Below are 23,052 nucleotides of genomic sequence, written 5' to 3' on the forward strand. Positions count from 1 at the left end.
ACATCCCGCGGCCCAAACCCGAACGCTCTCTCACCGAGGTGAGAGAGCGTTCCGTTTAAAGTCTGTTTTGTGAGAGAGGGGCGCCTGAAGGTGGGCGGGATATGATAGCGGGCTAGAACAGTGCCACTTTAGGAGCCCGCGGGAAGATCTCATCCAGTTCAGCCCGGTCTTCCGGTGTAGGAACCCAACAAACGGCTTCGGCGTTCTGGCGGATCTGCTCCGGACGGGTGGCGCCCGCGATGACGCTGCCGACGCCGGGCTGCGCGGCAAGCCAGGAGAAGGCCAACTGCAATTCAGTGATGCCCCGCTCCTTGGCGAACTGGCCGAAGCGACCCAGTTGATCCCAGTCGGCGTCGTGGACCAGGTTGGTGCGCGTGTGGCTCAGGCGGGTACCCTCAGGCGCGTTGCCGGCAGAGTACTTTCCGGTGAGCAGCCCGTTGGCAAGCGGAAAATACGGGAGCACACCCAAGGAGAAAGCCCCGGCGGCCGGCAGGACTTCGAGTTCAGCCCGGCGATCCAGCAGGTTGTAATGATTTTGCGTCGAGATGAAGCGGGCACCCCCAAGCTGGCGCCCGACGAACTCCGCTTCGGCGATCTGCCAGCCCGCGAAATTCGAATGTCCGATGTAGCGGACCTTGCCGCTTGACACCACATCATCCAACGCTGCTAGCGTCTCTTCGATCGGTGTCAGGGGATCAGGAGTGTGGAACTGGTAGAGATCAATCCACTCCGTATCCAGTCGGCGGAGCGATGCTTCGACTGCCTTCACAATGTAGCGGCGCGAACCGCGGGCGCCGAAATCGTTGCCGTTCACTCCCTTCATGTCCATGCCGAACTTGGTGCCAATGACAACGTCGTCACGCCGGCCCTTGAGCGCCTTGCCAAGCATGGCCTCGCTCAGGCCCGGCTCGCGTCCGTAGACATCGGCAACGTCAAAGAAGGTCACTCCGGCATCAAGGGCGGCATGGACAACGCCGTCCGTGCCCTCCTGGGACTCGGTGGGCGTATTGGCGCGCCCCAGGTTATTGCAGCCCAGCCCAACGGCTGAGACGGTCAATCCGGAATGGCCAAGGCGTCGGTATTCAGTCATGAAATCAGCCTAGCCGCCGCTGTAGGAGATTCCCGATTCCTCCATGGCGTCCTCAAGCTGGGCGATGGCCACCGGCCCCATGCCGTGGAGCTTGGAGATTTTCACCTCTCCGAATTCCGCCAACTGCTCCAGGGTCTCAATCCCCTCGTGCGCCAAAGCCCGTCTCGCTGGTGCAGCGAGCCCCTTGGGCAATGGTGTGTGTCCGGGCCAGTTGCTCTTGGACGCCATGGAAGTCCCTCCTGGTGCTTTGGGGTGCTACTTAGAGAGTAAAGCCCACGCCCTGCTTGGGCGAGTGCTTCAGGCGGAAGGCGTCGGGCTCGCTGTGGGGCGCCGCGGCAATGGTGAGTTTGGTAAAGTCCAGGTCCTCACCACGAACACAGATCTTGATGGCGTTCACGGCCTTGTTGACGTCCGGGCAGAGGCAGAAGATGTTCAGGTGGCCGTTCCCTATTTCGGACCGGTCCACGATGCCCAACCCACGCCATGCCAGTTCCCCTGTCAGGGCGGCCTTGGCTTTCCGTTCGAGATGGCGGTCACGCTCGGTGCCGTCCTTGGTCTTGAGGGCAATTTGGGCAACAACCCAGAACTGCTCCGACTCTGGAATCTCCGCGTATCCGTCTTCCTCGCACTGCGCAGCGAATGCCGACATCAGGCCCTCCACCGAGGATTCATCCTCCACGCCGGTTTCGTCGGTTTTGCTCTGATGACCCACTACGCCGTGATTGATGACAAACTGCTGGTCCTCGTCGTCGTACCAGGCTTCCCGAAAGTGAAGCACTCCCTCATCGTCCCGCTTGTACGTGCGAATAATGCCGCTCATGCCCGTCCTTTCCTGAACCATTCGGCGCTGGTGCTGGCACCAGTGACATCGAACGGTGCTTTCATGGCCGCCACAGCCTCAAAGAGGGCTGCGCATTCCGTGCGCATAGCGGCCACTGTTTCGTCCGGATAGCCCATGGCCACCCGGTGCTGCTCAAACTCGTCTTCATCATCAACAAACACACCATGCCGGGTGGAGCGGATCACGTCCAGGTCCATGTCGATCATATGGAACTCCGTGACACCGGGCCTGATGACGTTCCAGCCGTGGGACGTGGCGAGGTCAACGTAGATCCTGAAGTCACCCGGATAAGTATCGTCGTAAAAGGTCGCGACGAACTCGCCGGTCCTCGGGACCAGCAGGACCGCGTCCGATGCTGTGTAGAAGGCTGCCCCGGGACGGGAACAGAACTCCCCGGCGCCCTGGAAAATCCACCAGCCGTGAATGTCTTCGCCAAGATACCTGCCTGGCACCACCCAATGGGCTTTGCCGTTCCATTTCCTGTTCCTCGACACAACGAGGTCGCCGGGCTGCAGTGCGCCCGGTCCGCGGTTGTCCATCACAACGTGGGCAGACTGCCGGTGGTGGGGTGTTCCTGACCTGGGAGGGGCCTCGCGAAGGGGACCTTGGTCCCCAAAACCTGGGCTACGACGTCGTGCGTTATCTTCTGGGCGGTGAGTCCAACGCGCTCCAGGACCTGGCTCCGGGAGCCGTGGACCAGGAACTCCACCGGCAAACCGACTTCATTGAGGGCCGTGTCCACCCCCGCAGCACGCATCTCCTGCCGGATGCGGGAGCCAACGCCACCAGCTCGCACACCGTCTTCAATGCAGATGACCAGGCGATGGCGGGCAGCGAGGGCAATGATCGATTTACGGACAGGAAGGACCCAGCGGGGGTCCACCACAGTGGAACTGATCCCTTGGGCGCCCAGCCGGCCGGCCACATCCAGCGCGAGTTCAGACATGGCACCCACACTGACGATGAGGACGTCGTTTTCGGTGGAACCCTCGGGTCGGCGGGCAAGGATGTCAACGCCGTCGTGAAGCCGTTCAATCGCTTCAACCTCGGAACCGACGCTGCCCTTGGAGAACCGCACCACTGTGGGAGCGTCGTCAATCGCGACGGCCTCCCGCAGTTCTTCCCGGAGCCTGGTGGCATCGCGGGGTGCGGCCAAATGGAGTCCCGGCACGATCTGGACCATGGCCATATCCCACATGCCGTGGTGGCTGGGCCCGTCCGGGCCGGTGACGCCGGCCCGGTCCAGGACAATCGTTACCCCGGCCTTATGCAGGGCCACATCCATGAGGAGCTGGTCAAAGGCCCGGTTGAGGAAGGTGGCATACACCGCCACGACGGGATGAAGGCCCCCGAAGGCCATGCCTGCAGCCGACGTGAGGGCGTGCTGCTCAGCGATGCCGACGTCGATGACGCGTTCCGGGTGCCGCTCGGCAAACTTGTGCAGGCCCACGGGAATCAGCATGGCGCCTGTAATGCCCACGATGTCCTCGCGCTCATCGGCGATGTCCGCGATCTCCTCAGCAAACACCGAGGTCCATGACCTGGCGCCAGGCATCTCTGTGGACTCGCCCGTTTCGGGGTCGATGATCCCCACGGCGTGGAATTGGTCTGCCTCGTTGGCCAGGGCCGGGGCGTATCCGTGGCCCTTCTCGGTCATCGCGTGCACGATCACCGGGCCTCCGTAGGCCTTGGCAGTGTTCAGCGCATTCTCCATGGCCTGGAGACTGTGCCCGTCCACCGGACCGATATATTTCATGCCCAGGTCTTCGAACATGCCCTGGGGAGCCCACCAGTCCTTGATGCCCTTCTTCATGGCGTGCAGGCTCTTGTAGGTGAACTGCCCGGCGGGTCCGCCGTTCTGGAGCTTTTTCTTCCACCAGTCCAGCATGCGCTCGTACGCCGGGGTGGTGCGCAGGGAGTCGATGGTGGGGCGCAGCGAAGCGAGGTAGTCGGCAAAACCGCCAACAGTGGGTGCATAGGAACGCCCGTTGTCATTGACCACTATGACAACGCGCCGCCGTTTGTCAGCGGCAATGTTGTTGATGGCTTCCCACGTCATGCCACCGGTGAGTGCGCCGTCGCCCACCACCGCGACGACGAACCGGTCACCTTCGCCGGTCAGCTGGCGGGCCCGCGAAATGCCGTCGGCCCAGGACAGGGAGGACGAGGCGTGGGAGCTCTCCACAATGTCATGCTCTGACTCAGCGCGCTCCGGATATCCGGAGAGCCCACCCTGCTGGCGGAGGGTGCTGAAATCCTGGCGGCCGGTGAGCAGCTTGTGCACGTAGGACTGATGCCCGGTGTCGAAGACAATGCTGTCCCGAGGGGACTCGAAAATCCGGTGGACGGCCAGGGTGAGTTCAACGACGCCAAGGTTGGGGCCCAGGTGTCCGCCTGTCGCGGCTACGTTGGTGATCAGGAATTCCCTGATTTCGCCAGCCAGTTGTTCCAGCTCGGTGCCGGACAGTTTGGCCAGGTCCTGTGGATCCTTGACGGTTTCCAAAAGTCCCAACGGCCCTCCTTAGGGTGAATGACGTGCTTGTTAACTTTAGCGCGTGCCCGGGACCCGCGTGTTTCCCCACGCTGGCGCACTGTGTGAGATCGATACCGGGACGGCAACAGCCCCGGCTGGTCAGGCGACCGGCCGGGGCTGTCTGGCGTCGGATTCAGCTGGAAACCAGCTGGTCCACTAGGCGCTGATTTGGCGCAGAACGTACTGCAGGATGCCGCCGTTGCGGTAGTAGTCCGCTTCACCCGGGGTATCGATGCGCAGGACGGCGTCGAAGGACTTGCTGGTGCCATCCTCAGCCGTGGCTGTCACCTTGAGCGTCTTCGGCGTGGTGCCGTTGTTCAGCTCGGTGACGCCTTCCACTGCGAAGGTTTCCGTACCGGTCAGGCCCAGGGTTGCTGCGGACTCTCCAGCCGGGTACTGCAGCGGAAGAACGCCCATGCCGATCAGGTTGGAACGGTGGATGCGCTCGTAGCTCTCAGCAACGACGGCCTTGACGCCCAGGAGCGCCGTGCCCTTTGCTGCCCAGTCACGTGATGAACCGGAGCCGTATTCCTTGCCTGCCAGGACCACCAGCGGCGTTCCCGCAGCCTGGTAGTTCTGGGCAGCATCGTAGACGTAGGCCTGCGGTGCACCTTCCTGGCTGAAGTCGCGGGTGAAGCCACCCTCAACGCCGTCCAGGAGCTGGTTCTTGATGCGGATGTTGGCGAAGGTGCCACGGATCATGACTTCGTGATTGCCACGGCGTGAACCGTAGGAGTTGAAGTCCTTGCGCTCCACACCGTTGGCCAGCAGGTACTGGCCTGCCGGGGTGTCCGATTTGAACGAACCGGCCGGGGAGATGTGGTCCGTGGTGACCGAATCGCCAAGCTTCAGGAGCACGCGGGCACCGGAAATATCCTGGACAGGATCCGGCTGGGCCTTCATGCCCTCGAAGTATGGGGGCTTCCGTACGTAGGTGGAGTCTTCCGCCCAGGCGAAGGTGTCGCCGGCCGGGGTGTCCAGTGCCTTCCAACGGTCGTCGCCGTCGAAGACGCCCTCGTAACCCTTGGCGAACATTGCCTCGTCGATGGAGGAGTCAATGACTTCCTGCACCTCGGTGGGGTTCGGCCAGATGTCCTTCAGGAAGACCTCGTTGCCTTCGGAGTCGGTGCCCAGGGCATCGGTCTCGAAGTCGAAGTCCATGGAACCGGCCAGTGCGTAAGCGATGACCAACGGCGGAGAGGCCAGGTAGTTCATCTTCACGTCCGGGTTGATGCGGCCTTCGAAGTTGCGGTTACCGGAGAGGACTGCAGTAACGGAGAGGTCGTTGGCCTGGATGGCCTCGGAGATTTCCGGCTCAAGCGGGCCGGAGTTGCCGATGCAGGTGGCGCAGCCGTAACCCACAATGTAGAAGCCGAGCTTCTCAAGGTACGGGGTGAGGCCGGACTTCTCGTAGTAGTCAGTGACTACCTTGGAGCCGGGGGCAACAGAGGTCTTGACCCACGGCTTGGACGTCAGGCCCTTGTCCACGGCGTTGCGTGCCAGGAGGGCGGCAGCCAGCATGACGGACGGGTTGGACGTGTTGGTGCAGGACGTGATCGACGCGATCGACACTGCCCCGTGGTCCAGCTCGAACTCGCGTCCGTCGGCCGTCTTGACCTTGACCGGGGACGACGGGCGGCCGTGCGCACCGTTGGCGGCGGAGTAAACGCGCTCCGTCTCGGTGGTGTGCGAGTCAGCGTGAGTAAAGGACGGCGCATCCGAAGCCGGGAACGACTCGTCCAGTGACTCGTCGACGCTGCCGTCTTCGATGGCCACGTAGTTGTGGATGTCCTTACGGAACTGCTCCTTGGCGTCCGTGAGCTCAATGCGGTCCTGGGGACGCTTGGGGCCGGAAATGGACGGAACAACCGTGGACAGGTCCAGCTCAAGGAACTCGGAGAAGCGCAGTTCGCGGGAGGGATCGTGCCAGAGGCCCTGTTCCTTGCTGTACGCCTCCACGAGGGCGACATTCGCTTCGGAACGGCCGGTCAGGCGCAGGTACTCCAGGGTGACGTCGTCGATGGGGAACATGGCAGCCGTGGAACCGAATTCCGGGCTCATGTTGCCGATGGTGGCGCGGTTGGCCAACGGCACAGCGGCAACGCCTTCACCGTAGAACTCAACGAACTTGCCAACAACGCCGTGCTTGCGCAGCATTTCGGTGATGGTCAGGACGACGTCGGTGGCGGTAGCGCCGGCCGGGATGCTGCCCTTGAGCTTGAAGCCCACAACTCGGGGGATCAGCATGGAGACGGGCTGGCCGAGCATTGCTGCCTCGGCTTCGATGCCGCCGACGCCCCAACCCAGGATGCCAAGGCCGTTGACCATGGTGGTGTGCGAGTCAGTGCCCACACAGGTGTCGGGGTAGGCACGAAGAACGCCGTCTACCTCGCGGGTCATCACGGTGCGTGCCAGGTACTCGATGTTGACCTGGTGGACAATGCCGGTTCCCGGGGGGACAACTTTGAAGTCGTCGAACGCGGTCTGGCCCCAGCGAAGGAACTGGTAGCGCTCACCATTGCGCTGGTACTCGATCTCCATGTTGCGCTCCAGTGCGCCGGAGTTACCAAAGGCGTCGATCTGGACGGAGTGGTCGATGACCATTTCTGCAGGCGCCAAGGGGTTGACGCGCTTGGGATCGCCGCCAAGTTCCTTGACTGCTTCGCGCATGGTGGCGAGGTCAACGACGCAGGGAACACCAGTGAAGTCCTGCATGATGACGCGGGCCGGGGTGAACTGGATTTCCGTATCGGGCTCCGCATTGGGATCCCAACCGGCCAGGGCGCGGACATGGTCCGCCGTAATATTGGCGCCATCCTCAGTCCGCAGGAGGTTTTCAAGCAATACCTTAAGGCTGAACGGAAGGCTGTCTGCGCCCTCTACGGAGTTCAACCGGAAAATTTCATAATCGGTGCCGGCTACATTCAGTACGCCTTTGGAACCGAAGCTGTCCACAGTGCTCATGGCAGGACTCCTCTCGCAACAGTTTCATCTTTGTCGCGTGGTTGGCCGCTAGCCAGTTAGGCGGACCTTACTTAGCCGGGCGGCATCTCTCGTGGCCACCCCGGTCCGCGGGGATGATTCCAGCGAAGCGGGGCTACTACGCCCATCGTAGTGGCATCCGTCCCAAGAGTGGCATGTCGCCGCCCAAACCTGGTGCCGCCCGCCGCACTCCGGTGGGCGGGCGACACTCCGGCTATGCGGAAGGGACGATCAGGCCCACTGTTTCGAGGTGGTGGGTATGGGGGTAAAGATCAAAGGCCCGCAGTGACTCGAGGCGCCAACCCCCCTGATGGAAGTAACCCAGATCACGCGCAAAGGAAGCGGGATCGCAGGACACATAGGCGATGGCGCGGGGACCGGTGGCCATCAATTGCTTGACCACAGCCTTACCGGCTCCGGCCCGCGGCGGATCCAGCACCACGGAATCGAAGCTCCGGGCACTCTGGTGCAGCACGCGTTCCACCCGCCCCTGGACGATTTCCACCTGTGGTTCGCCGTGCAGGTTCTTGCGCGCGTCGCGGCTTGCGCCGGGGGCACCCTCCACGGACAGCACCGAGCCAGTGACACCTACCGCGTCGGCCAGCGGTGCCGTGAACAGCCCGGCACCGGCGTACAGATCGGCAACTGCGGCGCCAGGCTGCAAGTACCCGCCACCCGAAAGATAGTCCGTCACAGCGCCCACCAGCGTTTCCGGTGCGTCTTTGTGGATCTGCCAAAACCCCTCGCCAGTGACCCGGTACTCATGGCCGGCCGCGGTCTCCTGCACCCAGGTCCTCCCCCGCAGCTGCAGGACCTCTCCCTTGCTGGGGTCGAAACTGGCAACGGACACATCATGCGGCAACTGCGACAGAATGCTGTGCACCCTCTTGGGGTTCGTCCCCTCCTCCGGCGCCAGGAGTATCAGGGGCCTGGAACCATTGGCCGGGACGGCGACCTCTACGCGGGCAATGCCCGAGAGGTCGAGGTCCCACAGCTTCAGGCCGTTCAGTCCCGGGAGAGCCAACGGCATCTCCTTGATGGGAAGCACAACGTCCGAGCGGTGGGCATGCATGCCCAACCGCCCTTTGGAGGTCACGGCAAAGCCGGCGCGTGTGCGCCAGCCGAGGCCGTCGTCGTGATGGTTCCCCACGGCTTCCACTTCGGTGGCGAGGTCAAGCCCTGCAAGCCGTTTGAGTTGTTCAGCCAGCACCTCGGCTTTCAGGGCACGCTGGCGCTCCAGCGAGATATGCCCGAGCTCGGCGCCGCCAACCGGCGGGCCGCCACGGCGCCAGGAGGCCTGGGAATCCGCTGCCTTCCAGAAGTGCGGGACCCGGTGGGGGGAAGCTTCAAGGACTTCGACGACGTCGGCCCGCCAGAAGCGCGACGAGTCACCGGAGTCAGTCAACCGGACACGGACCTTCTCCCCCGGAATGGCGTGCCGGACGAAGATGACGCGCCCTTCGTGCCGCGCGACGAAGTGCCCTCCGTGCGCGATGGGACCAATGTCGACGACCAGTTCGGAACCGGGCGCGTCTTGGTGGTCATCGACGGGGTGATCGGTGTGGGGGGAATTGCTGTGGGAGGTCATTTAGGTATCCTGCAGTGCCTTTGCTTCTTCGGAGGATTTCAGCTGCCACGGAACGCTGGCAACCATGACTCCAGGTTCAAAATGGAGCCTCGTCTTGATTCTGAGTGCTGTCTGGTTATGGACCAGTTGTTCCCACCATTTGCCCACGACATATTCGGGGATGTAAACCACGATCAGGTCCCGCGGCGAGTCACGGCGCATGTTCTTGATGTAATCCATGATGGGCGTCACGGTCTCGCGGTAAGGGCTGGCCAGGACGGTCAGGGGCACCGGAATTTCCAGCTTCTCCCAATCCCGGACGGTGTGCTCGGTCTCCTCGGTGTTGATGTCCACGGTAATTGCGTCAAGACGTGAAGGCCTGGACGCCCTGGCATAGGCCAACGCCCTCAGCACAGGCTTGCGGACGTGCGAGACAAGCAGTACGGCGTGGACACGGGTGGGCAATGCGCGCGGGGACGAGTCCTCGTCCACGGCCAGTTCCCTGGCCACATTGTCATAGTGGGCACGGATGCTCCACATGATCAGGAACAGGACAAACATGGCCAGCAAAGCGATCCAGGCACCTTGCTCGAACTTGGTGATCAAGACGATCACCAAGACCAATGCGGTCATGCCAAAGCCCAGCATGTTGATGGTGCGCGACTTGAAGATGCGCCGGCGGACAGCCTTGTCCCTGGCAAGCTTCAGCTCGCGGCCCCAGTGGCGGATCATCCCGAGCTGGCTGGCTGTGAACGAGATGAAGACGCCAACAATATACAGCTGGATCAACTTGGTGACATCGGCATTGAACGCGAGGATCAGCACCAGGGCACCGGCCGCCAGGGCGAGGACACCGTTGCTGAAGGCAAGGCGGTCACCCCTGGTACGGAGCTGGCGGGGAAGGTATCCGTCCTGGGCAAGGATGGAGCCAAGCACGGGAAATCCGTTGAAGGCGGTGTTGGAGGCGAACACCAGGATCACACCCGTGGCAGCCACCACGACATAGAAAAGGATGGAGCCCGAGCCGAAGATGGTGTCCGCGATCTGGCTGATGGCAGGCGTCTGGATGTAGCCCTCCGGCAGGGGTTTGCCATCCACCAGGAACTCGCGCGCGGGGTCCAGGACAATGTGCACCTTGGTGGCGTTGGCAAGGTAGAGGATTCCGGCCAGCATGGAGGCGGCTATGACGCCCAGTAGCAGCAGGGTGGTGGCCGCATTCTTACTCTTTGGTTTCCTGAAATTGGGGACGCCGTTGCTGATGGCCTCAACACCTGTGAGCGCCGCCGCCCCGGAGGAAAAGGCCCGCAGCAGCAGGAAAGCTCCGGCAAGGCCCACCAGTCCCTCGTCGAAGCCTGGCTCAGGGACGATGGTGAAGTTGGCGGATGGTGCCTCACCCAGCGTCCCGGTGGCTGCTTGGAAGATGCCTACCGCGGTCATGCCGAGGATGGATGCCATGAAGATATAGGTGGGGACGGCGAAGAGCGTCCCGGCCTCCCTGACGCCGCGGAGGTTAACCAGTGCAAGGATGACCACGCCGATGGTGGCGATAAGTGCCTGCTGGCCGTGCAGCGACGGAATGGCCGTAGTGAGGTAGGTGGCGGCCGAGGACATGGACACCGCCACTGTCAGCACGTAGTCCACCAGCAGGGCAGATGCCACCGTGAGCCCGGCATACTTGCCCAGGTTGACGCTGGCGATTTCATAGTCGCCGCCGCCGGATGGGTAGGCATGGACGTTTTGCCGGTAGGACGCCACCACTGTGAGCAAAACCACCATGACCGCGAGGCCGACAAGTGGGGAGAAGGCCACTGCGCTGACTCCCGCGAGGGCAAGTGTCAGCAGAATTTCGTCAGGGGCATAGGCTACCGAAGACAGCGCATCCGAGGCGAAGATCGGCAAAGCGATGCGTTTGGGCAACAAGGTGTGGGACAGGCGGTCATTCCTGACTGGCCGGCCCACCAACACCCGCTTCGCAGCATTCAAAATTGTCAGCACCCCGCAAAGCTACTCTGAATCCCCATCGATGTCATGACGGTCGTTCGCAGGCGCAGCCACGCCGCACCGGTAAAGTCATACCGAGCGGGACGGACAGCACAGATAAAGGAGACATGGTGGCTCACTTCGTGATCATGGGTTGCGGCCGTGTTGGCGCAACCCTGGCACACACTTTGGAGGATGCCGGCCATTCGGTCGCCATCATCGACCAGGACGAGCGGGCCTTCCGCCGGTTGCGCAATACCTTTACCGGCCGCAAGGTCACCGGGGTGGGTTTCGACCGGGACACCCTCAAGCAGGCCGGCGTCGAAGAGGCCTACGCCTTCGCCGCCGTCTCCAGTGGCGACAACTCGAACATCCTGGCCACCCGAGTGGCCCGCGAGACCTTCCACGTTGCCCACGTCGTGGCACGGATCTACGATCCCGGCCGCGCCGAAATCTACCAACGACTGGGCATCCCCACGGTGGCGGCCGTCCGCTGGAGCGCTGACCAAGTCCTTCGCCGCATTCTTCCGGAGCAGCATTTGGCCGGAGACTACCGTGAGCCCTCAGGCCGGCTCGTGCTGGCCGAAGTGGACCTGCATGAGGATTGGATTGGCCACAGCCTCGCTTCGATCGAGGCGGCCTCGGGAATCCGCATAGCCTTCCTCACCAGGTTTGGTGAGGGCGTGCTCCCCCAGGCCGGCACGGCTTACCAGGAAGGCGATACGGTCCACGCGATGCTGAGCCTGGACAGAACCTCCGAGATCAGCCGGATCCTCGCCAAAGCACCCGCCAAGGAGTCTTAGTGAAAGTTGTCATTGTTGGCGCAGGAAGCGTCGGCTCGTCCATTGCGCGCGAACTTCTGGCCCACAAGCACCAGATATTGCTGATCGACCTCAAGCCCGAGGTCATTGGCCGCAGCGGACTGCGGGGCGCCCGCTGGTTGGTGGGCGACGCCTGCGAACTCAGCACCCTGCAGGACGCAAAACTTGAGGATGCCGACGTCGTGGTCTCAGCCACGGGGGACGACAAAGTCAACCTTGTGGTGTCGCTGCTGGCCAAGACCGAGTTTGGTGTGGGACGCACCGTGGGCCGGGTGAACAACCCCAAGAACGACTGGATGTTCAATGATTCCTGGGGCGTCGACGTCGCGGTCAATACCCCCCAGCTCATGACGGCATTGGTGGAAGAGGCCGTGGAAATCGGCGACATTGTCCGCCTCCTGACGCTCCAGACCGGTGTGGCCTCGATTGTCGAATTCACCGTCCCCCACGACTCCCACGTCATCGGCAGCACTGTCGGAGGGATCGACTGGCCGGAGGACGCAACACTGGTAGCCATCCTGCGCGACCAAGCGCCGATCACGCCTACCCGGGACGATGTCCTGGATGGCGGCGATGAGCTGTTCTTCGTCACCACCATCGCAGCCGAAGACGGCCTCCGGTCACTTTTGTCGCCTGGTTCCGACGACGACGGCGAACCACGTGAGGAAACGTCCCCAGCCGCGGATCAGTCCCCCGAGGACGACGGCTTCGACGGCTGAGGTGCAGGCTTGGTGAGCAGCCAGGCTACCCAGAGACCCAGGATGTACAGCGGTGCGCCCATCAGGAGCCTGGTGGTCGCCAACGCTGTCAGGCCGTCCTCACCCATGAAGTACAACGGCACCTGCACTACCAGGCGCAGTGCGAGAACCGCCACCACAATCCAGGTTCCCAGTTTGTAAGCCCGGAGCCGTTCGGGATCCTTGCGCCACTCGAGTCCCTCATTGCGGACGAAACCAAAAAGAAGGCCCGCCACCGGCCATTTGAGGACAATCGAGAGCACCATGGCGGCGATGTAGGCAATATTGGTGAAAAAGCCCAGGACGTAGAAGTCCTCTGCCTTGCCCGTGGTGTTGGCCAACCACGCCGAAATACCGACGCCCACCACTCCGGCCAGTGCCTGGGTCAAGGGACGCCGCTGGATCAACCGGACCACGGTGAAGACCGCGGCGGCAGCCAAAGCCGCCACCAACGCGGGGGTCAGATCACGGGTCACGGTGAAGACCACCAGGAAAACCAGACCCGGAAGAATGCTCTCAGCGATCCCCTGCCACCCGCCGGCGGATTTCAGCATGTCCACATGCCCGGCGCTGTTCCGGTGAAGGCCGGCTTTTTCGGCGTAGCCGGCAGCGAGATCGGACACGCTGGGGGCTTCCACCGACGGCTTGAGGGAATCATCCGGCGGCGAAGTCCTTTGATCGGGAACAGCGCCCCCGGTGTCCTTGGGTTCTGATCCGTTGGACACGGTCATAGATGCTCCTGACGGGAAAGTATTTCGTAGCGTGGATTGAACATGGCCGGCAAACCGTCAAGTTGGGTCACCATGCCGTTAAGGCGAAGCTGCACACCGGCCTCTATACCGGGGACGCGTGTCCTGCCGAGCCAAATGACGCGAAGACGGTCGTAGGGCTTCCGGACTCCGCCTGCGCTGATGGCCTGATGTGGTCCGGGACCCAAGGCATCGACCACAACAGCGGAGAAAAATGGCTGGTCGCTGGGCGGCTGATGCGTCACCGACTCGATGAAGCCGGTGCACACCGCCCTTCCCCGGGCAGGAAGATCACGGACTCCCTGCGTCCGAGGACGCTGGCCGGCTATTCCTCCCCCGCCCGAAGTGTCAGCCAATCTGGGTGATCTCCGGCCCTCGTTCGGGCTGTTCCATGGTCGGGGCAGCCTGCGGAGCGCCGGCCTGTCCCGGCACGGCAGCGTCCTTGGGCAGGCGCAGCTGCAGCAGTTCGCGCGGAGGCATCGGGTTGTCGCCGCGCACCACCACTACCCTGCGGAAAAGCTCTTCCAGCCCTGCGGCGGCGTCACGCTCCAAGGCAGCCTGCCCACCAATAACTCCACGGAGGAACCAGCGCGGTCCGTCCACGCCCATGAACCGCGCGGCACGGAAACCGCGGCTCCCATCAGTCGCTTCAGCGGGCAACTTGGCTACCAGCTCGGTGCCAAAGGTTCCGGAAACCTCTTCGGTTTCCCCGCCCTGACTGGCCACGGACTGGGTGATCTGTTCCCGGATCTCGTCCCACAGACCTTCTGAACGCGGAGCCGCAAACGCCTGGAGCTGAAGGCTGGAACCGTCCAGGTCCATGGTCACAGCCACCACGCGCTGTGTGGCTTCTTCAACCTCAAGCCTCAACTGGAGACCTTCGGCAGGAGCGATCAGTAGCGCCCCGAGGTCCACGTAACCGTCACGGTCCTCGATCTCGTCTATATCCAAGGGGCCCTTGGCAAGCCGGAAATCACCGGGGGTGCCAAGCTGGCCTGATTCAGGACTTTGTGCCTCAGCACCGGATTCCTCGACGGTGCCGGCGGTGTCCGACCGCTCGACCTTGGACTTCTTGCCGCGCCCAAAAAGCATTGGGTTTTCTCCTTAGTAGTGGTCTATCCCCAAGTAAACCGCACCCACGTTGAACCATGTAAAACCACGCCAAGGCGATGCCTGCGACGTAGGCAGGTCAGTGGTTTGCTGAGGGCTTCGGTGCGTTGAAGCCGCCTGTGGAACCGAAGCCGCCGGTTCCACGAACGGAATCGGTCAGCTGGTCAACGGCCACGAACCGCGCGTACTCAACGCGCTGAATCACCATCTGTGCAATTCTATCGCCGCGCTTGAGGTCGATGGCGTGGTCTTGGTCGGTGTTCAGGAGAGTCACCGCGATCTCGCCCCGGTAGCCTGCGTCCACAGTGCCTGGAGCATTGACGACAGTCAGTCCATGCTTGGTGGCGAGTCCCGACCGCGGGTGGATAAGAGCTACGAATCCATCCGGCAGCGCGATCGAAACGCCCGTGGGAACAAGTTTCCGCTGGCCTGGGGCGAGGTGTACGTCCTCGCGGGCGCGGAGATCGGCTCCGGCGTCTCCCGGGTGCGCGTAGGACGGCGCTTCCAACCCGGCGTCGAGCATTTTCAGCTGGACTTCCAAGGTGGGGGCTCCGTAGGCCGCGGGGGTCTCACTGCCGTTGGCGATTCCCGGGGCGCTGTCTGTGCTGAATACTGCGGTCTCATTGCTCACAGTGGTCCATTCTACTGGGAGCAGGAACCTGCGCACCCGGCCCACCGGCCAATGCCCCCTGATGGTGGACGCAGCAGCAGCGCATCGCCGGATAAGCTGGAGGCATGCCTACGCCTGACCAATCCTCCCCCATTCCTGCCCGGAACACCCCGACGTCATCGGAGGTCCTCTACTCGGAGAAACTGTGGCCGTCAGTGTGGATCTGGGTTGTGGTGGTGGGCCTGTCCGGCGCCGGCATCCTGATGTTCGGCCCCATCAGCGCGGCAACGGGGATCATCGCGGCTTTGGTCTTGCTGGCCATCATGACCATCATGTTGGTGCTCTCAACACCCACTATTACGGTCACCCCCACCACGGTCAGGGTAGGCAGGGCCAGCATCGACCGGAAGTTCGTGGGATCCGTCCAGGCCTTCACCAAAGGCGAAGCCACCGCCGAGCGGGGTCCCCGGCTCAACGGACTCGCCTACATGTGCTTCCGTGGCTGGATCGACCCCGTAGTCAAGATTGAGATCACTGACCCCGCGGACCGGACGCCGTACTGGCTTACCTCTTCCCGCAGGCCTGACGAACTGGTGTCGGCGCTCTCCACCCCGCGGGACTGACTCGTCCCTGCAGGAACACCCGGCACGCTGGTGTTCCTAGCCTTCGCACTCCGTGCAGTACAAATGTCCGCCACGCTCCGTGGCGATTTGGGACTTGTGCTTCACCAGGAAGCAATTGAAACAGGTGAACTCGTCCGGTTGGGGTGGCAGGACTTGAATCAGGAGTTCTTCGCCGGATAAATCAGCACCCGGCAACTCGAAGCCGTCGGCAAGGTCCGACTCATCGACGTCCACGGCGGAAGATTGTTTCCCCGACTGGTGCGTCTTGAGCTCCTCCAGGGAATCCTCGCTGACGTCTTCCTCGGTCTTTCGAGGGGCATCGTAATCGGTGGCCATGGTCCTTCCTAGTCCTCCCTGCCTGCAGTGGGTCTCGCCGGTCCGGCGGCCGTCGCCGCCGGGGTAAGGGTGCAACGCCTAACGCCTCAAGTTTGTGCCCGATATCGGCCAGATTGTCCTCTTCCGGCCCACGAAAGTCCATAGCCCCCAATCGTGCCAAGAAGCACCGAAACACTCCTCGCAAGGCCGGTTTCACCGGAATATCACGGCACGCCCTCGCTCCTAGTAGGAAAAGACCCCGGCGGGTGGCAGAGTTTCGAATGTCAGTTATGCCATGTGGTGGAGGGTGTTATGCAGGATCTACGACTGGTAGGCGTCCACGACGACGGCGGGCATCTGCTTTTGAGCGGCCCCGGCGGTGCGATGTTCCAGCTTCCGATCGACGAAGCCTTGAGGGCAGCGGCGAGCCGGACCCCTGCCCAAGTGGCGGCCCGCGCCGCCAACACAGCCATAGCCATGTCCCCGCGAGACATCCAATCCAGGATCCGCAGTGGGGCCACCGCGGCCGAAGTGGCCGAGTTGTCCGGGCTGCCCCTCGCCAACGTCCAACGCTACGAAGGACCCGTCCTCGCAGAGCGTGAGTACGTAGCCAGGCAGGCACGCAACATCGAGGTTGCTGCCCCTGCTCCCGGCCACGACGCCTATCGTTCGGCCTTCGGCGACAACCCGGCCACGCTGGGTGAAATGGTAGACCACAGACTTGCTGCCCATGGCATCGATTCGGCCACGGTGGAATGGGATTCGTGGCGCCGTACGGACGGTTCCTGGACCGTCGTCGCACGCTTCGAAACGGTACCGGGCACCCACGGCAGCATCGGTGAGGAACCTCCTGCCATGTGGACCTTCAGCCCGCAGCGCAAGTCCCTTCAGAACGCCAACCGCTGGGCCCAACAACTGAGCGAGCTCGAGCCGCTGGATGGCCCCGTCCCCGCGCGCAGGCTCGCTGCCGTCTCGGACCGGCCCTTCGATTTCGAAACCGATGCTGAGACAGCCGCCCGCGCGTCTGCCAAGGAATCGGACAGCCTCCTGGAAATGCTCCGTTCACGACGGGGTCAGCGCCTGGGCGTGGACGAAGACGGAGACGACGCCTTGGCGGTGCTGCTGAGCAACGTTCCCGCAGCCCACCCGCGGCCCGGGAGCGAGCACGAAGACCTCGAAGAAAACAACGCCGCAGATCCCGAACCGGCTCCGGCCGTCACGGAGGAACCTGCACGTAAAGACGGGCGCCCCTCCATGCTCTCGCGGCTGAGCCTGGCACCGCGGCACTTCGAACCCCACGACGAAGATGACGACGATTCGCTGACGCTTCACCAGGGCGTCAGTACGGAAACGCGGGAGATCACAGTGGTAGCTGGCCCGCTGCGCCCCGTCACTTCCCTCACAGGGCGCAAACCTGCCGGGCTTGACGAACTCCTGGGTGGCAACAGCGCTGTCCGCAACACGGACTCTCCGCGGGAGGAATCTCCTGAAGATCACCGCGACAGCGAAACCCCTGCCGATGATTCCAAGAACCCCGAGGACTCCGGGGATCGCAAGGACGCCGATGCCCCCGCAGAACGCCAGCCTTCACGGCCAAAGCGGTCCAGCATTCCCAGCTGGGACGAGATCGTCTTCGGAGCCCGCGGAGACTAGTTCCAAAGGCTAGTTGCGGCGGAGCTCCCCGGCCCCCGGCCAGAGGCAGGCGTCAATGTCGAAAGGGAGCGGCTGGTCCGCCCCTGCCATCAGGTTGGCGCCGTGCATCGTGACGCGCCGCATGTAGTGGCGGCGGCATAGGGTCTCGTAACCCACCACAGCCTCACGGCCTTCGACGCCGGCCTCCGGATTGCCCTCGGCATTCTCGCCCCCGGTGGCTGGTGCCACGTCACCCACCATTACCTGCTTGCCTTCCACCACCATGATGCCGTTCACCGTCCGGGCATTCTGAGTTGCCCGGCGCCCACACCAGCACAATGCTTCCACTTGCAGCACTTGGACCTTATCTGCCAGCTCAATGAGGCGCTGTGAGCCGGGGAACAGCCGGGTGCGGAAGTCGGAGGTGATGCCAAAGGCGAAGACATCCACCTCCATCTCGTCCACCACACGTGCCAATTGCTCCACTTGGGCGGGTGTATAGAACTGCGCCTCATCGCAAATAAGGTAGTCCACGCGAAGTCCGCTGGTGCGGCGGACCACCACTTCATCCCAGAAGTCTGTTCCACTCTCAACCTCCACGGCGTCGATGTGGAGCCCCAACCTGCTGGAGATGGTGGAGTATCCGGCGCGGTCGTTGCAGCTGAAGCGAACACCTCCGCGGCCCCTCGCGCGGTGGTTATGGTCCATCTGGAGGGCAAGGGTGGACTTGCCGCAGTCCATGGTGCCTGAGAAGAAGACCAGTTCAGCCACGTTTGCCCTTCTTGCCGGCAGCAGCGAAACACACCAAGGGAACTTCGCGCTCGGCTTTGGTCAGCGAACCGTGCTGGCCCACTACCTCCAGGGAAGCAGGGCGGGCGCGGCGGGTGTCATACAGTGCCAGGGTGTCGCGGGCGGCGATCATGACATCGCCGATGCGCGGCGCAACCTCGGGGCGGACAGCACCGAACAATCCGGCCTCCATGGCCTGGTTCCGGGTGAAAGCCCAGATCCGCTCACCGAAGCGATGACGCCAGGCTGCGAGCAGGGCATCGCGATGACCCACCGTGGCGTCCGGTTCAAGGTACAGGTGCACCATGCGCGGCTCCCCTGCAGTGTGCCTGACCCCTGCCACCAGGGATTCATCGGCGGAGTAGTCGAGTCTCTGGGATTCGGGAACGTCCACCATGCCGTGGTCACCGGTCAACAGGATGGTGGTTCCTGCCGGGAGCGTCGAGGAGAGCCGTTTGACCGCGGAATCCAGTTCTTCGAGTTGATGCTCCCAGCGGTCCGACTGGCAGCCATAGCGGTGGCCGGCTTTGTCCAGCTCATTGAGGTAGAAGTACATCAGCGAACGTCCGCCACCGGACATTGCTTCCGCGGCCGCGGCCGTCCGCGCATGCAGCGTAGTGCCGCCAACAAACCGGCTCCCCCGCAGTGCGGCCTGCGTCATGGGCGAACTGCCGAATTGCGGCAGGCTGACTGTCACCACGTCCAGTTCCCCGGCCAGTCGTTCAAAGACGGTGGCATGGGGCTGCCACTCCACCGGATCCACCTGTGAATCCCAGTTGCCCAGCAGGTTCACTATCTTGTCCTGCGCTGGATCCAGGACGTCGTATCCCACCATGCCATGTTGTCCGGCGGGCAAGCCGGTGCCCAGGCTCGCCAAGGAGGCTGCCGTGGTGCTGGGGAATGCTGAGTCGATCCACTGCGGGACGTTGCCCTGCCCTTCGGCCAGGACTGAGCGGAGGAAGGGTGTGTGAGAGGCCTTCTGTTTGAGCAGGTTGCGCCCCAAGCCATCGGCGAGGACAACGCAGACACGCTGGGATGCCGGCACCTGCAAGTGGTTGGTGAACCCGGGCACACCGAGAGCAGCTGCAGAACTCGTGAAGACTTCGGCGATCGATTTGCTCCCGAACAGTGGGGCGGCGGGAAGATCGGGTGCATCGTGGGTCACCGGGGACGAGGTCTGTGCGGCGTTCCTCAACGCTGGTGTCCGCGGCTCAAGCGGTTGCTGAAGACACCCGAACGCGGCCGTGGAGCCGGGATGCCCGTGTGCTGGACGGGAGCCGGATTTCCTGTGTTAACGGCACGCAGTGCGCGGGCAAAGATCTTGGCATCCTGCACGGCCTGCAGGCCGTCGGCTTCGGCGCTGATGCGCAGCACAATGTCTTCCTGGGCAATGGTTCCGCTGTATCCGTGGTCTGCCTCGCACTGGGGGTCTCCGCAGCTCGCGGGCCCCATGTCCAAGCGCTGGCCTCCGGACCAGGCAATGGAGACAGTGAGCTCCCGCACAGGATCGGAGGGCTTGTAGTCCTGGGGCTGGGAGTACATGTAGCTCAGGACCACAGAGCGGATTTGGGCCACGGGGACGGATTCGGTGGAGATCTGCGCAACAATTTGCTCGCCGGCTTCATCGAGCTGCTGGTCGTCAACATGGGTGATGACCAGCATGTCTTCGGTGAGCACCAGAACAGTGATGTGCCTGCGGACCTCGGCGCGGTCAAAGTGCGTCTCCAAGTGCACCAAATGGGACAGGCACTCCCGGCCGTCCAGGGCGTCGTCGACGACGTCGGCCACCAGCCGCGGATAAAACCCCGCCTGCTGCAGTGCCTGGTCCAGGCTCTGCCCCTGCGAGCTGTGGTTATGCGCGGTGTGGTGCCCGGTGTTGGACGGGCGTGATTGAGGCGTCGGAGACTGGGTGCTCATTCCCCCATTTTCACAGATCGCTTGGTGACTTCCTAACCACGCGGTCAGCCCTGTGGCTAACTTCGCATCGCGCGCCGTGCGCTGTCAGTCCGCTGTGCGGCGTTGCCGATCCAGACGTCGGCACCCAGGATCGTGGCGCCCGAGGGGCCGGCCAGGACGGGGTTGAATTCCACCAGCGCAATACCCGGGTGATCGTCCTTCAGCCTGGCAAGCCTGGCCGCTATGTCCTCCAGGGAAGCCACATCCACCGCAGGCAGTCCCTGATAACCAAAGAGTTTCCTTGAGGCGCGCGGTGAGCGGATGACATCATGCAGGTCCGCAGCCGAGAGCGGCGGTACGCGGTGGGCCCAGTCGTCCAGCAGGTTCACGGCATCGCCCGCCAACCCAAAAGAGAGCACGGGCCCCAGCAACGGATCCTCAATGGCCCGGAAAGTGCAGGCCTGTCCCACCGGAGCCATGGCCTGGACCTCAAGTGACGGCGATCCATACGGTTCCAAAGCCCGGCGCATCTGTACAACGTTCAAGCGCAGCGATTCTGCGTCCTGGATGTCCAGCCGTACGCCGCCCAGGTCCAGCCTATGCCGAAGGGCAGGGTCGGTGGTCTTCAGGACCACAGGCCAACCCACCGCGTCGGCCGCCTGCACGGCTTCGTCCGGTGTACCGAATCCAAGCGTCGGCACCACTTCGATTCCGTAGCCGGCAAGCAGCGCCGCGGCAGCCCCGGCGTCGAGCTTCCTGAGTTTCTCGCCGGTGACACCTGCCAGCATCGCCGCCAGCGTTTCACGGGTGCCCTCCACGTCGCAGCCGTCCGGTTCAACGAACAAGCCCTGGTCCCTGTCGCGCCATTGCGCATAGCCGACAATGGCCGCCAAGGCAGCCACGGCAGCGCCCGCATTGGAATAGCACGGAAGCACAGGCTTCCCTGCAGAACCCACCATGCCCTCCACGTGGACCGAGGGGTCCAAAATTCCCGTGAACGCGGCAACAACGGGCTTCCCGGCCTCCGCAGCACATTCCGCGAGGACACCGGCCAACGCCTCCACCGTGAGTCCCCTCGCGGGAAGGAGTGCGGCAATCACAGCGTGGACGGAGTGATCGGCCAGACTTTCCATGAGGCTGGTCCGCAGTGCCGGGAGCGCAAGCGACATACCGGCGTCGAGGTCAACGTCAGTGACCAGCCGGTTCACCTCCAGTCCGAGCGGACCCGCGGTGTCGGAAACTACTTTGCCCAAGGCCACGGAATTGGAATAGACGGCAACCCCGGGGCCTTGTGGCAGCGCCTGGGATGACACGATCTGGGCGATGTCCATGAGCTGCTCAATGGTGTCCACGCGGATGACGCCTGCTTGGCGCATCATGGCGTCCACTGCCGCAGCGGGGGCTTGGGTGGTCCGCACTTCGTGTCCCGGCGGCAGGCTAAGGCCCGTCACATCGGACTTTGCAACGATCACAGGCTTGCTCCGCGACAACCGCCGGGCCAGGCGGGAGAACTTACGGGGATTGCCGATGGATTCCAGATACAGTCCCACTGCGGAGGTATCGGCGTCGTCCTCCCAGTACTGCATGGCATCGTTGCCGGAAACGTCGGCACGGTTTCCGGCCGAGAGGAAGGAGGACAACCCGAGCCTGCGCCGGCTGGCGGCGGCGTAAACAGCAACACCCACCGCAGCAGATTGGCTGAACAGGCCCAGACTTCCCCGGGGCGGCATGGTGGGCGCCATGGAGGCGTTGAGTGATACGGCCGGGTGGGTGTTCAGTATTCCGAGGGACTCGGGGCCGATCACCCGCATCCCGTTGGCGCGGGCACGACGCACCAGTTCGTGCTGGCGTGCCAGGCCCCTCTCGCCGTCGTCGGCAAATCCTGCAGTTGCCACCACGATGCCCTTGACGCCGGCAGCAGCGCAATCGTCCACCACTTTGGGTACTTCTTCATACGGGACAGCGATGATGGCCAACTGCACAGGTCCAGGTATTTCCGACAACTTGCCGAAGGAGACCATGCCGGCAAGTTCAAAAGCCTCAGGGTTCACGGCATAGACGGGGCCCTTGAACCCGCCTTCAATGATGTGTTCAAGCAATTGGTAGCCAATGGTCCCCCACTTGCGGCTGGCGCCAATAACAGCCACCGACGACGGCGACAACAAGTCGCGTACGCTGCGGGCCTCGGCGCGGTGCTCACGGGATTCCATGACGGCCCGCGACTTCTCCGTGGGGTCGATATTGAACTCGACGCTCACGACGCCGTCGTCGAATTGCCGGGTGAGGTCGTAGCCGGCGTCGGCAAAGACCATCAGCATCTTCCGGTTGTCCGGCAGGACCTCGGCGGTAAAGCGCCGGATGCCGTTTTCGCGGGCAGCAACGGCCAGGTGCTCCAGGAGGATGGAGCCGATCCCGCGGCCCTGATGGGCGTCAGAGATATTGAAGGCGACTTCAGCCTCGTCCGGGTCATCCAGCCGGTCGTACCGGCCAATGCCCATGATCTCGCCGCCAATGGTAATGACGAAGGCCACCCGGTTGATGTGGTCCACCTCGGTGAACCTCCGCACTTCCTTGCCGGAGAGCCGGGGTTTGAAGGAAAAGAACCGCATGTAGATCGACGCCTGCGATTGGCCCGCATGGAAGGCTTGCAAGGCATCGGCGTCCTCGGGCCGGATAGGGCGAAGGTGGGCGGTTCCGCCGTCGCGCAGGACGACATCAGCCTCCCAATATTCCGGATAAATGCCGACGCCGGGCTGATCCACCATAGGCTTAGCCTA

General features: G+C 63.3%; 21 protein-coding genes. 4 read left to right on the forward strand and 17 right to left on the reverse strand.

Annotated elements, in window-relative coordinates; genetic code table 11:
• Positions 1-112 precede the first annotated feature (112 nt).
• The 8 genes from ABIE35_RS17545 to ABIE35_RS17580 form a co-directional block, all read right to left on the reverse strand.
• On the reverse strand, positions 113-1,090 hold the full coding sequence (locus tag ABIE35_RS17545) for an aldo/keto reductase (protein ID WP_354516929.1): 978 nt from the start codon (positions 1,088-1,090) through the stop codon (positions 113-115).
• Positions 1,091-1,099: 9 nt separating this feature from the next.
• Positions 1,100-1,318, reverse strand: a complete 219-nt coding sequence (locus ABIE35_RS17550) for a helix-hairpin-helix domain-containing protein (protein ID WP_207597183.1) — start codon at positions 1,316-1,318, stop codon at positions 1,100-1,102.
• A gap of 31 nt (positions 1,319-1,349) precedes the next feature.
• Complete coding sequence (locus tag ABIE35_RS17555; RefSeq protein ID WP_207597182.1) at positions 1,350-1,910, reverse strand: hypothetical protein; 561 nt, start codon at positions 1,908-1,910, stop codon at positions 1,350-1,352.
• Positions 1,907-2,473, reverse strand: a complete 567-nt coding sequence (locus tag ABIE35_RS17560; RefSeq protein WP_354516930.1) for a DUF402 domain-containing protein — start codon at positions 2,471-2,473, stop codon at positions 1,907-1,909. The genes ABIE35_RS17555 and ABIE35_RS17560 overlap by 4 nt, the downstream gene beginning before the upstream one ends.
• Positions 2,470-4,443: a 1-deoxy-D-xylulose-5-phosphate synthase gene (dxs, locus tag ABIE35_RS17565; RefSeq protein ID WP_354516932.1), complete on the reverse strand. Its 1,974-nt coding sequence runs from the start codon at positions 4,441-4,443 to the stop codon at positions 2,470-2,472. Before dxs ends, ABIE35_RS17560 begins: the two co-directional genes overlap by 4 nt.
• 177 nt (positions 4,444-4,620) lie before the next feature.
• Positions 4,621-7,428, reverse strand: a complete 2,808-nt coding sequence (acnA, locus tag ABIE35_RS17570; RefSeq protein WP_354516934.1) for an aconitate hydratase AcnA — start codon at positions 7,426-7,428, stop codon at positions 4,621-4,623.
• Positions 7,429-7,660: 232 nt separating this feature from the next.
• Positions 7,661-9,034: a class I SAM-dependent RNA methyltransferase gene (locus ABIE35_RS17575; protein ID WP_354516936.1), complete on the reverse strand. Its 1,374-nt coding sequence runs from the start codon at positions 9,032-9,034 to the stop codon at positions 7,661-7,663.
• Positions 9,035-11,008 carry an APC family permease gene (locus ABIE35_RS17580; protein ID WP_354516938.1) on the reverse strand — a complete coding sequence of 658 codons (1,974 nt, stop codon included), beginning with the start codon at positions 11,006-11,008 and terminating at the stop codon, positions 9,035-9,037.
• A 116-nt stretch (positions 11,009-11,124) separates the two neighbouring features.
• On the opposite strand from ABIE35_RS17580, the gene ABIE35_RS17585 reads away from it, so the two are divergent.
• Positions 11,125-11,796: a potassium channel family protein gene (locus tag ABIE35_RS17585; RefSeq protein ID WP_172321966.1), complete on the forward strand. Its 672-nt coding sequence runs from the start codon at positions 11,125-11,127 to the stop codon at positions 11,794-11,796.
• Positions 11,796-12,533: a potassium channel family protein gene (locus ABIE35_RS17590; protein ID WP_354516940.1), complete on the forward strand. Its 738-nt coding sequence runs from the start codon at positions 11,796-11,798 to the stop codon at positions 12,531-12,533. Before ABIE35_RS17585 ends, ABIE35_RS17590 begins: the two co-directional genes overlap by 1 nt.
• Here ABIE35_RS17590 and ABIE35_RS17595 read toward each other — a convergent pair.
• From ABIE35_RS17595 to dut, 4 genes are all read right to left on the reverse strand, one after another.
• On the reverse strand, positions 12,500-13,282 hold the full coding sequence (locus ABIE35_RS17595) for a DUF3159 domain-containing protein (protein ID WP_354516942.1): 783 nt from the start codon (positions 13,280-13,282) through the stop codon (positions 12,500-12,502). The genes ABIE35_RS17590 and ABIE35_RS17595 overlap by 34 nt on opposite strands.
• Positions 13,279-13,569 carry a hypothetical protein gene (locus ABIE35_RS17600; protein WP_354516944.1) on the reverse strand — a complete coding sequence of 97 codons (291 nt, stop codon included), beginning with the start codon at positions 13,567-13,569 and terminating at the stop codon, positions 13,279-13,281. The genes ABIE35_RS17595 and ABIE35_RS17600 overlap by 4 nt, the downstream gene beginning before the upstream one ends.
• Before the next feature lie 79 nt (positions 13,570-13,648).
• Positions 13,649-14,392 (reverse strand): DUF3710 domain-containing protein, encoded by a 744-nt coding sequence (locus tag ABIE35_RS17605; RefSeq protein ID WP_354516946.1) that lies wholly within the window; start codon positions 14,390-14,392, stop codon positions 13,649-13,651.
• 97 nt (positions 14,393-14,489) lie between these two features.
• Positions 14,490-15,041, reverse strand: coding sequence for a dUTP diphosphatase (gene dut / locus ABIE35_RS17610; protein WP_502921393.1), 552 nt, complete (start codon positions 15,039-15,041; stop codon positions 14,490-14,492).
• Positions 15,042-15,145: 104 nt separating this feature from the next.
• Between dut and ABIE35_RS17615 the strand changes: the two genes are divergently transcribed.
• Entirely contained in the window at positions 15,146-15,643 is a 498-nt protein-coding gene (locus ABIE35_RS17615; RefSeq protein ID WP_354516948.1) for a DUF3093 domain-containing protein, read from the forward strand.
• Between the two features lie 36 nt (positions 15,644-15,679).
• Here ABIE35_RS17615 and ABIE35_RS17620 read toward each other — a convergent pair whose 3' ends face one another.
• A complete protein-coding gene (locus ABIE35_RS17620; protein ID WP_354516950.1) occupies positions 15,680-15,979 on the reverse strand; it encodes a DUF4193 domain-containing protein in 300 nt (99 codons plus the stop codon).
• Positions 15,980-16,270: 291 nt separating this feature from the next.
• On the opposite strand from ABIE35_RS17620, the gene sepH reads away from it, so the two are divergent.
• Complete coding sequence (gene sepH, locus ABIE35_RS17625; protein WP_354516952.1) at positions 16,271-17,611, forward strand: septation protein SepH; 1,341 nt, start codon at positions 16,271-16,273, stop codon at positions 17,609-17,611.
• 9 nt (positions 17,612-17,620) lie between these two features.
• On the opposite strand, the gene ABIE35_RS17630 is transcribed toward sepH, so the two are convergent.
• Genes ABIE35_RS17630 through ABIE35_RS17645 form a run of 4 tightly spaced genes read right to left on the reverse strand, consistent with a single transcriptional unit; the run spans position 17,621 to position 23,040 of the window.
• Positions 17,621-18,361, reverse strand: a complete 741-nt coding sequence (locus ABIE35_RS17630) for a thymidine kinase (RefSeq protein ID WP_354516954.1) — start codon at positions 18,359-18,361, stop codon at positions 17,621-17,623.
• On the reverse strand, positions 18,354-19,544 hold the full coding sequence (locus ABIE35_RS17635; RefSeq protein ID WP_354516956.1) for an alkaline phosphatase family protein: 1,191 nt from the start codon (positions 19,542-19,544) through the stop codon (positions 18,354-18,356). Before ABIE35_RS17635 ends, ABIE35_RS17630 begins: the two co-directional genes overlap by 8 nt.
• Positions 19,545-19,570: 26 nt before the next feature.
• Positions 19,571-20,296: a DUF5998 family protein gene (locus ABIE35_RS17640; protein ID WP_354516958.1), complete on the reverse strand. Its 726-nt coding sequence runs from the start codon at positions 20,294-20,296 to the stop codon at positions 19,571-19,573.
• 56 nt (positions 20,297-20,352) lie between these two features.
• Positions 20,353-23,040: a bifunctional acetate--CoA ligase family protein/GNAT family N-acetyltransferase gene (locus ABIE35_RS17645; RefSeq protein ID WP_354516960.1), complete on the reverse strand. Its 2,688-nt coding sequence runs from the start codon at positions 23,038-23,040 to the stop codon at positions 20,353-20,355.
• Between the last annotated feature and the right edge of the window lie 12 nt (positions 23,041-23,052).

The organism is Paenarthrobacter sp. 4246 (assembly GCF_040546855.1).
GTDB lineage: Bacteria > Actinomycetota > Actinomycetes > Actinomycetales > Micrococcaceae > Arthrobacter.

Excerpts from the sequence above, each read along its gene's own strand:
- ABIE35_RS17595 (WP_354516942.1), bottom strand. The coding sequence starts at position 13,282 with ATGACCGTGTCCAACGGATCAGAACCCAAGGACACCGGGGGCGCTGTT.
- ABIE35_RS17575 (WP_354516936.1), bottom strand. The coding sequence starts at position 9,034 with ATGACCTCCCACAGCAATTCCCCCCACACCGATCACCCCGTCGATGAC.
- ABIE35_RS17640 (WP_354516958.1), bottom strand. The coding sequence starts at position 20,296 with ATGAGCACCCAGTCTCCGACGCCTCAATCACGCCCGTCCAACACCGGG.
- acnA (WP_354516934.1), bottom strand. The coding sequence starts at position 7,428 with ATGAGCACTGTGGACAGCTTCGGTTCCAAAGGCGTACTGAATGTAGCC.
- ABIE35_RS17555 (WP_207597182.1), bottom strand. The coding sequence starts at position 1,910 with ATGAGCGGCATTATTCGCACGTACAAGCGGGACGATGAGGGAGTGCTT.
- ABIE35_RS17615 (WP_354516948.1), top strand. The coding sequence starts at position 15,146 with ATGCCTACGCCTGACCAATCCTCCCCCATTCCTGCCCGGAACACCCCG.
- ABIE35_RS17620 (WP_354516950.1), bottom strand. The coding sequence starts at position 15,979 with ATGGCCACCGATTACGATGCCCCTCGAAAGACCGAGGAAGACGTCAGC.
- ABIE35_RS17550 (WP_207597183.1), bottom strand. The coding sequence starts at position 1,318 with ATGGCGTCCAAGAGCAACTGGCCCGGACACACACCATTGCCCAAGGGG.
- ABIE35_RS17605 (WP_354516946.1), bottom strand. The coding sequence starts at position 14,392 with ATGCTTTTTGGGCGCGGCAAGAAGTCCAAGGTCGAGCGGTCGGACACC.
- sepH (WP_354516952.1), top strand. The coding sequence starts at position 16,271 with ATGCAGGATCTACGACTGGTAGGCGTCCACGACGACGGCGGGCATCTG.
- ABIE35_RS17645 (WP_354516960.1), bottom strand. The coding sequence starts at position 23,040 with ATGGTGGATCAGCCCGGCGTCGGCATTTATCCGGAATATTGGGAGGCT.
- ABIE35_RS17545 (WP_354516929.1), bottom strand. The coding sequence starts at position 1,090 with ATGACTGAATACCGACGCCTTGGCCATTCCGGATTGACCGTCTCAGCC.